The sequence below is a fragment of the Salinactinospora qingdaonensis genome (genome assembly GCF_039539445.1).
GTDB classification, from domain to species: Bacteria; Actinomycetota; Actinomycetes; order Streptosporangiales; family Streptosporangiaceae; genus Salinactinospora; species Salinactinospora qingdaonensis.
On sequence record NZ_BAABDD010000002.1, the window covers coordinates 147,819 to 161,016 of the forward strand.

The following is a 13,198-nucleotide window of genomic DNA, read 5'->3' on the forward strand; positions in this document are numbered from 1 at the left end:
ATGACCAACCGCTCTCGTTCCTTCCGCGTGCCCGATAAACCCTCGCTCGACGGGATCGAGGCCAAGTGGGTAGACGCCTGGGACGAGTCCGGCGTCTACCACTTCGACCGGCAGGCCAGTCGCGAGGACGTCTTCTCGATCGACACCCCGCCGCCCACGGTCTCGGGGTCGCTGCACATCGGGCACGTCTTCTCCTACACCCACACCGACACCATCGCCCGTTTCCAGCGCATGCGCGGTAAGACGGTCTTCTACCCTATGGGGTGGGACGATAACGGGCTGCCCACCGAACGCCGGGTGCAGAACTACTACGGGGTCCGTTGCGATCCCACGATCCCCTACGATCCCGACTTCACCCCGCCGGCCAAGCCCGACCCCAAAAAGCAGGTGGCGATCTCGCGGCGCAACTTCGTCGAGCTGTGCCACCGGCTCACCGTCGAAGATGAGAAGGTCTTCGAGGGTATCTGGCGCAAACTGGGCCTCAGCGTCGACTGGCGCCATACCTACGCCACTATCGACGAGAGCTCCCGCGCCACAGCGCAGCGGGCCTTCCTGCGCAACTTCCAGCGCGGTGAGGCCTACATGTCGGAAGCCCCCACGCTGTGGGACGTCACCTACCGCACCGCGGTCGCCCAGGCCGAGTTGGAGGACCGCGAGCGTCCCGGCGCCTACCACCGCGTGGCTTTCCACCGCCCCGACGGCACGCCCGTCCACATCGAGACCACCCGCCCTGAGCTGATCCCGGCCTGTGTGGCGCTCGTGGCCCACCCCGATGACGAGCGTTACCAGGACCTGTTCGGATCGACGGTGCGCACGCCTCTGTTCGACGTCGAGGTTCCGGTCAAAGCCCACCGGTTGGCCGAGCCCGACAAGGGCTCGGGGATCGCCATGATCTGTACCTTCGGTGACATCACTGACGTCACCTGGTGGCGCGAGTTGCAGTTGGCCACCCGCCCCATCATCGGCTGGGACGGTCGTGTCGTGGCTGAGCCGCCCGCCGGCGTCGACTCCGCGGCCGGCCGTGAAGCCTACGCACACCTGGCGGGGGCCACCGTCCACACGGCGCGCGAGCGCGTGGTCGCGATGCTGCGCGAGTCCGGTGACCTCGACGGCGAGCCGCGCCCCATTACCCATCCTGTGAAGTTCTACGAGCGCGGCGACAAGCCGTTGGAGATCGTCACCACCCGCCAGTGGTACCTTCGCAACGGCGGGCGCGAACCGGAGCTGCGCGACCGTCTCATCGAGCGCGGGCGCGAGTTCACCTGGTACCCGCCCCACATGCGGGCGCGCTACGACAACTGGATTGAGGGGCTCAACGGCGACTGGCTCATCAGCCGTCAGCGGTTTTTCGGAGTGCCGTTCCCGGTTTGGTACCCGCTCGACTCCAACGGCAACCCGCGCTACGACGCGCCTGTGCTGCCCGACGAGGCGACACTGCCCATCGACCCCAGCTCCGACGTCCCGCCCGGCTACACCGAGGAGCAGCGCGGCCAGCCCGGCGGCTTTACCGGCGATCCCGACGTGATGGACACGTGGGCCACCTCGTCGCTCACTCCGCAGATCGCCGGCGGCTGGCAGCGCGATCCCGACCTGTTCGATCGGGTCTTTCCCATGGACCTGCGGCCCCAGGCCCACGACATCATCCGCACGTGGCTGTTCGCCACGGTGGTGCGCTCCCATTTCGAGCACGACACCGTGCCGTGGCGCCGCGCCGCGCTGTCGGGGTGGATTCTCGACCCCGACCGTAAGAAGATGTCGAAGTCCAAGGGCAACGTCGTGACCCCCATCGACCTGCTGGAGAAGTACGGCTCCGACGCCGTGCGGTACTGGGCCGCCAACGGTCGCCCCGGCACCGACACCGCCTTCGACGAGGGGCAGATGAAGATCGGGCGCCGCCTGGCCATCAAGATCCTCAACGCCACCAAGTTCGCGCTGTCGGTGGCGGGCTCCGACACCGAGGCCGAGCTTGACCCCGCCACGGTCACCGAGCCGCTCGACCGGTCCGTGCTGGCGGTGCTGGCCGATGTCGTTGAGGACGCCACCGCCGCCTTCGACACCTTCGACTACACCCGCGCCTTGGAGCGGACCGAACGGTTCTTCTGGAACCTGTGCGACGACTATCTGGAACTCGTCAAGGTCCGCGCCTACGAAACCGACGCGCCAGCCGGGGCTTCCGCCCGCACGACGTTGCTGATCGCGCTGTCGACCTTGCACCGGCTCTTCGCGCCCTTCCTGCCTTTCGTCGCCGAAGAGGCGTGGAGTTGGTGGCAGGAAGGCTCCGTCCACGCCGCATCCTGGCCCGAGGCGTCCCAGTTGCGCACCGCAGCCGTTGACGGCGATCCCGGCGTGCTCGCCGCCACCTCGGAGGTGCTGCGGGCCATCCGCCGGGCCAAGTCCGAAGCCAAGCTGTCGATGCGCGCCGAGGTGGAGCGCGTTGTCGTCACAGGTAAGAGCGTCGACGCCGCCCGGGTCGCCCGCGGTGACATCAGCGCGGCCGGTCGAGCGGCTACTCTAGAGTTCGAGCTCACCGACGATCCCGAGCTGCGTGTCGACGTTACGCTGCCTCCCGGCTCGGAGCAGTCCTCGCAGCCCAGTGCGGGCTGACTGCGCCGCCACCGTTGAGGAGGGGCGCCGTCGACACGGCGAGCGCCCCTTGGCCGCACGATAGGCTCCCACAGTGTGATGATTGGTCAGTCCCCTGCTCCCGGAGCACTTGAGATTCCGATTCGCCGGATCGATCCGGATGTGCCGCTTCCCAGCTACGCGCATCCCGGTGACGCCGGAGCCGATTTGGTCACGGCCGAAGACGTCGAGTTGGCTCCGGGGCAGCGTGCCACGGTGTGCACCGGCATCGCGATCGCCCTGCCGCAGGGCTATGCCGCGTTCGTCCAGCCCCGTTCCGGTCTGGCCGCACGCCACGGAGTGACCCTGGTCAACGCTCCCGGCACCGTCGACGCCGGGTATCGAGGAGAGATCAAGGTCACTCTCCTCAACACCGACACGACCACAGCGGTGCGGTTGGCGCGCGGTGACCGGATCGCCCAACTGGTGATCCAGCGCGTCGAGCAGGCGGTGTTTCGCGAGGCCGATACGCTGCCCGACTCGGAGCGTGGCGCGGCTGGATTCGGTTCCACTGGCGGGCATACCCAAGGCGCGGCACCCACGGGGAGATGACAGCGCAGATGATGAGCAACAGTCCCGGTACGTCCGGGGGCGAGCGAGCGGGAGAGGTGTGAGGCGTGTTCGGACGCCGACGCAAGAAGCGCAGCGACAACGACACGGTCGACACGCCCGAGGCCGTGGCACCGCCGAGTTCGGTGGTCGAGCCGGTCAAAGAGGATGACCGGTTCCGCGCCCAAGGGCCGTGGGATGTCTCCGAAGACGCGCCGCAGACGCGCCGCGTCGATCTCGGCAGTCTGCGCATCCCCATGGGAGCCGACGTCGAGGTTCAGGTCAACGTCGCCAAGCAGCAAAACCGCGTCATCGGCGTGACCATCATCAATGGCCAGACCGCGTTGCAGGTCCAGCCCTTCGCCGCTCCCAAGTCCTCGGGACTCTGGAACGAGGTGCGCGAGGAGATTCGTGGTGAGATCTCGCAGTCGGGCGGCAAGGTCGAGGACTTCGAGGGCACCTTCGGGCCGGAGTTGCGCGCCATCGTGCCGGTGCCGGGCAAGACGAACGAGCAAGGGCAGCCGTTGGGTCAACCGGCACGCTTCATCGGTGTTGACGGGCCTCGGTGGTTCCTGCGCGGGGTGATTCGGGGCGAGGGGGCGGTCAAGCCCGATGTCGCCGCCCGTATCGAAGAGATCTTCGCCGGGATTGTCGTCAACCGGGGAGACAGTCCCGTGCCGCCGCGCGACCTCCTCGAACTCAACCTGCCTCCCGGGACGCAAGCCACGAACGCCTCCAGCGGTGAGGCGGCACAGCCCGCCGACACCACGGAGCCGCCCCAGCAGACCTAGCGCGGCGGTCACCGTCCAAAGTCAGCCAACGGGGGCACGGGCACCCTGCCGGCACGTCACGGGGAGTGGGACCCCTAGGCTGACACCATGCGCAACGATCGTTCTCTCACTGTGCTCGACGAGGATTTCCAACGGGTCCTCGCTGTCGTCGCTCACCCTGATGACCTGGAATTCGGTGCTTCGGCCGCGCTCGCCAAATGGGCGGGCAACGGCACAGAGGTGACCCAGGTGCTCGTGACGCGCGGTGAGGCGGGGATCGACTCCATCGCTCCCGAGCAGTGCGCCCCGCTGCGCAGCAACGAGCAACTCGCCGCCGCTCGCGTGGTCGGTGCCAGCGGGGTGGAATTCCTCGATTTCCCCGACGGCACGCTGGAGTACAGTCTGGAGTTGCGCCGGGCGTTGGCGCGTGCCATCCGTGCGCACCGTCCCGAGGCCATCGTCTCCATCAACTTCCGCGAGACTTTCGACGGCGGCGGCGGCTTCAACCACGCCGACCACCGGGTTCTCGGTCCCGCTTTGATGGACGCGGTGCGTGACGCCGACAACCGCTGGGTCTTTCCCGAGCTGCGCGACCAGGGGTTGGAGCCGTGGTCTGGGGTGCGGTTCACGGCTTTTGCGAGCTCGCCCTATGCAACGCACTTCGTCGAGTTGACCGAAGAGCATCTCGCCCTTGGCATCGCCTCGCTGGATGCCCATGAGGCCTACGTGGCCGCGCTGGGAGGCTTCGACCAGAAGACGTTCCTGCGCAACAACGCCGAGGCCGCGGGCGCCCGTTGCGGCGTCGCTCTGGCTACGATCTTCGAGGTCATCGGCTGATAAGCCGCCCCCTTCGCCTCTGGAGCGCCTCCCTCGCCCCGCTAGCTCGCCGGCCCGGGGTCGTGCGGCTCGGTGACCGTGCCCAGGAACAGGATCGCGCCGTGGCGGCGCAGCAGAAAGTGGAAGGGGCGGTCCACGGTGAACACCACGGGTTTCCGATTGGGAACGGCCCCGGCCAGCATCATCACCGCCGTGGCCGCCGCGCCTTCGGCTCCCTTCTCGTCCACCCGCAGGCGGCAGCGGTGGGCCACCGAGTCGACGCGCAGCCGCTGCGGCGAGATCCCCGAGAGGTCGGCGTCATTGCTGAAGAGAGTGGTGACGCCGGCGTCACCGAGTGCGGGGACCAACTCGCTGCCGTGACTGATCTCGAAGCGGGGCAGGCTCAGCTCGACCTCTGTGACACGGCTGCGGCGGTAGAGCCGCCGCACCGTGGCCTCCTGCGGTGGAGCGCTGTCTGTGGGGGAGTCGGGCAGCAGCACGTCCAGCGCGAGGTCGTGGTCGCCTGCAAGGGTGACCATGCGCCATCCGGCCGTTGCCGCGTACTCCATCTGGCCGCGCCGGTGCATCGTGGGGACGTGGCGCTGTCCCGCGGGGGTGGCGAACGGTCGTGGTGTTGTGCTGTCGACCGTGAAAGGGTGGCGCCAGGCCAGCCGTACCCACACCGCGGTGGTCAGTAGCGCCTGCGTCGCGGAGGTCACCGCGCCGGGGGAGAGCAGTTCCCCGATCAGGCCGCGGGTCACCTTGGCGACCTCGGCGTTGACGGCGTGGCGAGCGCCTTCGGGGTCACCTGCGAAGTCGGCGACGTGGATCGACGCCTCCGGCCGTTCCCGCAGTCGCCTCTCGGTGTCGGAGGCGAGCGGCAGGCCGGCACGCAGCCACAGCCCGCTCGCTCGCGCCATCTCGGGGCCCGCGGTCACCGCGTCGTCGAGTGCGGCCATGTGGGACGCCAGCGCATCCTCCCCGTCGGCGTCCGCGGTCAGGAGCCGGGTGAGCTCTAGGCGGGTGGCCGCGCGCGCTCCCATGGCCAGTAGGCCCAGCGCCGAGGCCACGGAGTAAGGCGACCATGCCATTCCCGCATCGGAGAGGATGAGTCGTTGGTGCAGCCGCAGGGCGAACGCGAGGTGATCGGGGTGTAGCGGGGCCGGCATCGGAGTCTCCTCACGGACCATGGATGAGGCGCGGGGCGGTGGCCCACTGCTCCCAGCCTAGTGCGAGCGTCGATACCCTCTCGTTTGGATAGCGCTTTCCGTGACTGGTTCACTCGGTACCGAGATCGATGCTTTCGATTTAGGGCTGTATCCGGCACGCGCAGTAGCGATGGGGGCGAAGTGATTCCGCCTTGTCGGGATCGTAATCGACCGATGTCGCCCCCTGTGGTTGACGTCACGTTACCTTCAGCTTAATCTGAGCGTTCAGTCGCTAGTAAGCGCTTTCCATTGAAACGATTTAATCACCGGGGAGAGGCAATGGGAATGAAACGCGCCAAGGGGCGGGGACTGCGGGTGTCAGCGGTCGCAGCCGTGTCGTCGCTGGCCCTGCTAGCCGCCGGCTGTGGCGGCGGGAGCGGCGGGGACGACACCGTCGAGCTGCGCTACTCCTGGTGGGGCAACGCCGACCGGGCCGAGATGATGCAGCAGGCCATTGACCTGTTCGAGGAGAAGAACCCCAACATCACCGTGACCCCCACCTTCTCCGAGTACCAGACCTACTGGGAGAAGCTCGCCACCGAGGCCGCCGGCGGCGGAGCGCCCGACGTCTTGCAGATGGACTTCTCCTACCTGCGCGAATACGCCGACAAGGGGGTGCTGCTCGACCTCAACGAGCAGACTGGCAGCAACCTCAACGTCAGCGACCTGCTTGATCGCTTCAGCGGCGCCGGCGTGATCGAGGAGGCCCGCTACGCGGTGCCCATCGGCGGCAACACCTTCGCGCTGTTCTATGACCCCACCACCTTCGAGGAGGCCGGGGCCACGATGCCTGAGCAGGGCTGGACGTGGGAGGACTACGACGAGGCGATCCGCACGGTCAGTGACTCCGTGGAGGGCGACTTCTACGGCGGCTCCGACTACACCGGACTCATCTGGGTGTTGCAGTTGCAGTTGCGCCAGGAAGGCGGGCAGTTGTTCACCGAGGACGGCCAGCTCGGCTTCGACGAGCAGCGCCTCGCCGAGTTCTGGGCCAGCACCGAGGACATGCGCGGTGAGGCGATGGTGCCGATGTCCAAGGTCGTGCAGGCCAAGCCCGTCTCTCCCATCGGCGCGGGCCTTTCCGCCTCGGAGTTCAGTTGGGACAACTTCCTCGCCCGCTTCGAGGCCGAGACCGACACCGAGGTGGCGCTGGCGCCGGTTCCCACCACCGGCTCCGGCCGCAGTGGCCAGTACCTCAAGCCCTCGCTGATGCTGTCGGCCTCGTCTGATACCGAGTACCCTGAGGAAGCCGCGATGTTGATCGATTTTATGATCAACGATCCTGAGGTTGCCGAGATCTTCGGCGGTAGCCGCGGTATCCCCGCCACCACCACCCAGCGCGAGGCCGCCAATCTCAATGAGACCGACCAGGCCATCGCCGACTACGAGGACGCGCGCATGGACCAACTGGAGGATCTGCCGCCCGCCCCGCCCGCCGGTGCCGGTGCGTTGGAGACGGAGTTCATCCGCATCTCCGAAGAGGTGTCGTTCGGTGAGGTGAGCCCCGAAGAAGCAGCGGCGCAGTTCTTCGACTTCGCCGAAGACACGCTGAGCAACCAGGGCTAGGGGCATGACCTCGATGGTTTCGACGACCGTGGCGCGCGATCGGCCTCAGGAACAGCCGCCCTCACCAGCCCCCGCCCCCAAACGCCGCCGCAGCGGCAGTCGGGAGACCCGGGCCGGCTACGCTTTCCTGCTGCCCTGGATGCTGGGGTTCCTCGGCTTGACCCTGGGGCCGATGCTCGCCTCGCTCTACCTCTCCTTCACCGAGTACAACCTGTTCACGGCACCGACATGGGCTGGACTGGACAACTACATCGAGCTGTTCCGTGACGATCGCTGGTTGCAGTCGGTGCGCGTCACTGTCCTTTACGTGTTCGTTTCGGTGCCGGTGAAGCTTGCGGTGGCGCTGGCGGTGGCCATGCTGCTGGTGCGTCCCAGACGCGGCCAGGGCTTCTACCGGGCGGCCTTCTACGCGCCCTCACTGTTGGGCACCAGCGTGAGCGTGGCCCTGGTTTGGCGGGCCCTGTTCTCCGACGACGCCGTGGTGGACCAGACGCTGTCGGCCGTGGGGCTACGGCTCGGCGGGTGGGTCGGCAACCCCGACTTCGCCCCCCTGCTGCTCATCCTGCTCGCGGTGTGGCAGTTCGGGGCGCCCATGGTGATCTTCCTGGCCGGTCTCAAGCAGGTGCCGAAGGAGTTCTACGAGGCCGCCGAGGTCGATGGCGCTGGTCCCTGGCGCAGGTTCCTCACCATCACTGTCCCCATGATTTCGCCGGTGCTGTTCTTCAACCTGCTGTTGGAGACCGTGAACGCCTTCCAGGCGTTCACGCCGGCCTTCGTGGTCAGCAACGGCGAGGGCGGACCTGCGGGGGCCACCCTGTTCTACACGCTGTACCTGTACCAGCAGGGGTTCACCCAGTTCAACATGGGCTACGCTGCGGCGATGGCGTGGATGCTGGTCCTGGGCGCCGGTCTCGTGGCACTGGGGCTGTTCCGCTTTTCGCGCTTTTGGGTCCACTATTCGGGAGATGATGCCCGATGAGTCTCACCGCAACCGCGCAGCCCGAGCAGCGCCCCGCCGGGCCGCGTCACCCTCGCAAGTGGCTCCCCTCGCTGATCTGGCACCTGGGAGCGTTGGCGCTGCTGGCACTCATCCTCTACCCGCTGATATGGGTGCTGGGAGCCTCGTTTAAGCCCTCAGGCGACATCGTGGGCAGCAACGAGCTGCTGCCCACGAACCCCGTGCTGGACAACTACCCCAGCGCCTTCGAGGGGATCGCCGGCGTCTCGACCCTGACCTTTTTGGGTAACTCGCTGATCATCTCGGGAGCCTCGGTCGTCGGCGTGGTGATCTCCTCGGCGCTGGCGGCCTACGCCTTCGCCCGGCTGCGCTTCCGGGGCCGCAACGTGCTGTTCACGTTGATGATCTCGACGCTGCTGTTGCCCTTCCACGTGCTGATCATCCCGCAATACATCATCTTCCAGCGGCTGGACATGGTCGACACCTACCTGCCGCTGTTGGCGGGCAAGTTCCTGGCGGTCGAGGCGTTCTTCGTCTTCCTCATGGTGCAGTTCATGCGGCAGTTGCCCGGTGAGCTGGACCAGGCCGCCCGGATCGACGGCTGTGGCTACTGGGGCATCTTCTGGCACATCATCGTGCCGTTGTCCAAACCCGCCTTCACCACCGCGGCGATCTTCACCTTCATCTGGAGCTGGAACGACCTCCTGGCTCCGCTGATCTACCTCAACACCCCAGAGAAGTTCCCGGTGACCCTGGCGCTGCGGCTGTTCATCGACCAGACCAGCGCCGCCGACTACGGTTCGATGATGGCCATGTCGGTGCTGGCCCTGCTGCCGGTGGTGCTGTTCTTCCTCGCCTTCCAGCGCCTGCTGGTGCAGGGTATGGCCACCTCTGGACTGAAGGGATGACGGCAGTGCCGGCCAACGGTTCCTCCAACGGCCCGCCCGCAGCAGAGCAGCGTGCCTCCCCCTCCCCGGCAACGATGCCAGGACGCTTCGCCCTCTTCGGCGAGTGCCTGCTGGCCGGAGTGCTCACGGTGCTGGCCGCGCTGCCGGTGCTCACCCTGCTGGCGGCGTTGGCCGCCGGGTGCGCCCATGTCCGCGCCCACGCCGTGGGGGAGGGGGAGACCACCGTGGCGGCCTTCCTGCGCCGCTACCGAGCCGCCTGGCGCGGATCGGCCGGATTCTCGGCACTGCTGGCCGGCACGGCCCTCCTGATCACCTTCGATCTGGTGATCGTACGGGCCGGTCTTCCGGGCGCAACGGTCGTCCTGGCCGGTTGCGTCTGCGCCGCGCTGCTGGGAGCCACCGCCGCGTTGCGCGCGGCTGCGGCGTGGCGTCCCGGCCTCCGGTGGCGCGAGCTGATCGGTGCAGCCGTACGGCGCACTCGCACCGACCTGACCGGTACTGCCATGGCGGCGGCGGCCCTTGTGGCCACCGCCGCCGGGGTGTGGGCCTCGGCTGTCTTGCTCCTGCCGATGACCGGTTGCCTCCTGCTGGCGGCCGTAGTGATCGACCGGCGGGCACCCCACGCGCGTTGACGCGGGGCGCCCGCCGGTCGATCACTCGCGCACGACCGCCACCTCGCCTGCGGCGACGGTGAGCCGCCCGCTGACCTCGGTGTCGCCCAAGAGCTCGGTGCCGTGGACATCGAGGTGGGCGGGGGTGGCGGTGTGGTTGATGACGAACAGGTAGGAGGACTCGGCCCCGCTCCGGCGTACGACCTCCACGCCGGGGCGGGTGCCGGCCGTCGGCGCAACGCCGGCTTCCGCGATCAGCCGGTCGGTCAACGCCGCCAGCCCTGTCTCGTCCAGGCGAGTAGCGGCGTAGAACGCCGTTCCCGCGCCGACACGGTTGCGCGTCAGCGCCGGGACGCCGGCCAACGGTCCTTCGGCGTAGCTGGCCAGGGCCTCGGCGCCGCGGGTGCGCAGCAGCTCGGTCCACACGGTGGCGCTGCTGCCGTCGTCCAGGCCCACCCGCTCGCCGGCTCCCAGCGGCGCGAACTCCTCGGTGCTGATCCCCAGAATCTCCCGGTAGGCACCGGGGTAGCCGCCCAGCCGGACGTGGTCGTTCTCGTCGACGATGCCGCTGAAATAGGTGACCAACGCGGTACCGCCGGCGGCGACGAACTCCCGGAGGCGCTGCGCCGCGGTGTCGGTCACCATGTACAGCGTGCACACCAGCACGAGTCGGTAACCGGAGAGGTCGGCCTCGGGAGGGACGAGGTCAACGGTGATCCCCCGCTGCCACAGCGCCCGATAGTGGGCATGGAGCCGGTCGAGGTAGGTCACGTCCACCGTCGGGTGGAACGCCGTCTCCGTGGCCCACCACGCCTGCCAGTCGAAGACCATGGCCACGTCGGCGTGCACCCGTGTGCCGGCGATCTCACCGAGCTTGTCCAGGTCGGCGCCGAGTTCCGTCGAGGCGCGCCAGATCTGGGTGTCGGTGCCGGCGTGGGGCAGCATCGCCGAGTGGTACTTCTCGGCTCCCGCAAACGAGGCCCGCCACTGGAAAAACATCACGGCCTCAGCCCCCCGCGCGAGGTGGGCGAGACTGTTGCGTCGCATCTCGCCCGGCCGTTTCGCCCGGTTGCGGGGCTGCCAGTTGACGGCGCTCGTCGAGTGCTCCATGAGCAGCCACGGCCCGCCCCCGGCCAGGCCCCGGGTGAGGTCGGCGCTGAAGGCGAGCTCGACGTGGCTGTGCTCGTCGTCGACGGTGAGGTAGTGATCGTTGGCGATCACGTCCAGTGACGGTGCCCACGACCAGTAATCCTGGTCGCGCTCGTGCGAGGAGACCATGAGGTTAGTCGTGGCGGGGATGTCGGGAGTGATCCGCCGCAGCACCTCACGCTGGGCGAGGTAGGCGCCCAGCAGTTCGTCGGAGGAGAAGCGGCGGAAATCGAGTTGCTGGGTGGGGTTGGGCTCGGTGGGGGCCGTGCGGGGCGGCAGTACCTCCGCGAAGGAGTCGTAGCGCTGCGACCAGAACCGGGTGCCCCAAGCGGCGTTGAGTGCGTCGATGTCGCCGTAGCGGCGGCGCAGCCACTCGCGGAAGGACGCGGCGCTCACGTCGCAGTAGCAGTGGGCGTTATGGCAGCCCAGTTCGTTGTCGATGTGCCACAGTGCCAGGGCCGGGTGCTCCCGGTAGCGGGTGGCGATGTGTTCGGTCAGCTCCAGGGCCTTCTCCCGGTAGACCGGTGAGCTGGGGCAGTAGGACTGGCGCCCTCCGGGCCACAGCCGGGTGCCGTCGGCGCGCTGGGGGAGGATCTCGGGGTGGCGCCGCGCCAGCCACGGCGGCGGGGAGGCGGTCGCGGTCGCCAGCGCCACACGCACTCCGCCGGCGTGCAGCCGGTCCAGAACTCGGTCGAGCCAGTCGAACTCGTAGTGGCCGGGCCGGGGCTCGATGCTGGCCCAGGCGAAGATGCCCACGCTGACCAGATTGACCTTGGCCTGCCGCATCAGGGCGACGTCTTCGTCCCAGACGTGTTCGGGCCACTGTTCGGGGTTGTAGTCGCCGCCGTAGGACAGGCCGACTGGGGGCCATGGGAGCTCGCGCCGGTTCCGGGCTGGGGGCATGAGCGGTTCGCCTTTCGTTTTGACAGCCGTCGCGGGTCGGCCGCAGGTGAGCGGCCGACCCGCAACCCTACCGAGTTTGGCAAGCGCTTTCCAAGAGTTTTGGCTGATCACCCCTGGTATTGTCGTGATCTGGTTGCGTGAAGGTCCGTCCTTCGCGGCCACCGTGCTCTGGGGCTGTCCCGGGCCCGACTGGCCGGTTGGCACCCACTTTTCCTCATGTCGCGGCGGAGTCGGCCGGAGTGTTTTCCCCTACCCTGGAGCCCAGAACCAGAAAGCGCCCGGGGGCGCTAGTCGCCGCCGGGATCTTTGTCAGGAGCGCGATGACCGACCAGCACCGGCACGTCGATACCGCCGCCGGCCAGTCCGGCGAGCAGACACCGGAGGCCGCGCCCGCACCCGACGACACCGGGTCTTCGCACACCGCCGCCGGCGGCCCCGAAGGCCAGCAGGAGCAGCACGTCTCCACCGACACGGTGGAGTCGGTCATCCGGGGCCAACTCGCCAAGGCACTGGGCGGCAAGCGCGGCATGCTCGAAGCGGCCGTGCCCACCATCGCCTTCACGGTCACCTACCTCAGCACCCGTGAACTCAACCTCGCTTTGGGCCTTGGCATCGGTGCCGCGGTGGTCTTGGGCCTCATCCGTTTGGTGCAGCGCAGTTCGATCCAGTTCGTCTTCAACAGCCTGCTGGGCATCGGTATCGCCGCCGTATTCGCCTTGCGTAGCGGCGAGGCCGAGGACGCCTTCCTGCCCGGCATCATCTACAACGCGGTTTATGCGCTGGTGCTGATCCTGACCGTCCTCATCCGCTGGCCCGCGGTCGGGCTGCTCATCGGCGCGGTCACTGGTCAGCTCACCGAGTGGCGCGACAACCCGGCCATCCTCAAGCTCAGCTCCCGACTGACCTGGCTGCTCGTGCTGCCCTGCGTCATCCGCGTGCTCGTGCAGTATCCGCTGTGGGCGATGGGCAGTGACGCCTTGGCCTGGCTCGGCGCGGCGAAGATCCTCATGGGTTGGCCCCTGCAAGTCGCGGCGTTGGCCGCGATGGTGTGGCTCCTCGCGCGCGGGCGCACCCCGATGGACTCGACAAGTGCAGCCCCCATCGCTACGGCGAGCCCCGAACGCGGCTGAGGCGCCGT

At 68.2% G+C, this 13,198-nt stretch carries 11 protein-coding genes; 9 read left to right on the forward strand and 2 right to left on the reverse strand.

Annotated elements, in window-relative coordinates:
* From valS to ABD848_RS02905, 4 genes are all read left to right on the forward strand, one after another.
* Complete coding sequence (valS, locus tag ABD848_RS02890) at positions 1-2,604, forward strand: valine--tRNA ligase (protein ID WP_344966968.1); 2,604 nt, start codon at positions 1-3, stop codon at positions 2,602-2,604.
* Positions 2,605-2,682: 78 nt separating this feature from the next.
* Positions 2,683-3,174, forward strand: a complete 492-nt coding sequence (gene dut / locus ABD848_RS02895) for a dUTP diphosphatase (protein WP_344967317.1) — start codon at positions 2,683-2,685, stop codon at positions 3,172-3,174.
* Positions 3,175-3,239: 65 nt separating this feature from the next.
* Positions 3,240-3,962: a DUF3710 domain-containing protein gene (locus ABD848_RS02900; protein WP_344966970.1), complete on the forward strand. Its 723-nt coding sequence runs from the start codon at positions 3,240-3,242 to the stop codon at positions 3,960-3,962.
* A gap of 87 nt (positions 3,963-4,049) precedes the next feature.
* Positions 4,050-4,778, forward strand: a complete 729-nt coding sequence (locus ABD848_RS02905) for a PIG-L deacetylase family protein (RefSeq protein ID WP_344966972.1) — start codon at positions 4,050-4,052, stop codon at positions 4,776-4,778.
* 41 nt (positions 4,779-4,819) lie between these two features.
* Here ABD848_RS02905 and ABD848_RS02910 read toward each other — a convergent pair whose 3' ends face one another.
* Positions 4,820-5,926, reverse strand: a complete 1,107-nt coding sequence (locus tag ABD848_RS02910) for a serpin family protein (RefSeq protein ID WP_344966974.1) — start codon at positions 5,924-5,926, stop codon at positions 4,820-4,822.
* 318 nt (positions 5,927-6,244) lie between these two features.
* On the opposite strand from ABD848_RS02910, the gene ABD848_RS02915 reads away from it, so the two are divergent.
* From ABD848_RS02915 to ABD848_RS02930, 4 genes are read left to right on the forward strand one after another with little or no spacing between them, the layout of a single operon-like run.
* Positions 6,245-7,531, forward strand: coding sequence for an ABC transporter substrate-binding protein (locus tag ABD848_RS02915; RefSeq protein ID WP_344966976.1), 1,287 nt, complete (start codon positions 6,245-6,247; stop codon positions 7,529-7,531).
* Positions 7,532-7,535: 4 nt separating this feature from the next.
* Positions 7,536-8,510 (forward strand): carbohydrate ABC transporter permease, encoded by a 975-nt coding sequence (locus tag ABD848_RS02920; protein ID WP_344966978.1) that lies wholly within the window; start codon positions 7,536-7,538, stop codon positions 8,508-8,510.
* The gene (locus ABD848_RS02925) at positions 8,507-9,397 is read left to right on the forward strand and encodes a carbohydrate ABC transporter permease (protein WP_344966980.1); all 891 of its coding nucleotides are present in this window, start codon (positions 8,507-8,509) and stop codon (positions 9,395-9,397) included. Before ABD848_RS02920 ends, ABD848_RS02925 begins: the two co-directional genes overlap by 4 nt.
* Entirely contained in the window at positions 9,394-10,029 is a 636-nt protein-coding gene (locus ABD848_RS02930; RefSeq protein ID WP_344966982.1) for a DUF624 domain-containing protein, read from the forward strand. The genes ABD848_RS02925 and ABD848_RS02930 overlap by 4 nt, the downstream gene beginning before the upstream one ends.
* 21 nt (positions 10,030-10,050) lie before the next feature.
* Here the strand turns inward: ABD848_RS02930 and ABD848_RS02935 are convergent, their stop codons facing one another.
* Positions 10,051-12,060 carry a beta-galactosidase gene (locus tag ABD848_RS02935; protein ID WP_344966984.1) on the reverse strand — a complete coding sequence of 670 codons (2,010 nt, stop codon included), beginning with the start codon at positions 12,058-12,060 and terminating at the stop codon, positions 10,051-10,053.
* 320 nt (positions 12,061-12,380) lie between these two features.
* Between ABD848_RS02935 and ABD848_RS02940 the strand changes: the two genes are divergently transcribed.
* A complete protein-coding gene (locus tag ABD848_RS02940) occupies positions 12,381-13,190 on the forward strand; it encodes a DUF3159 domain-containing protein (RefSeq protein WP_344966986.1) in 810 nt (269 codons plus the stop codon).
* Positions 13,191-13,198: the final 8 nt, after the last annotated feature.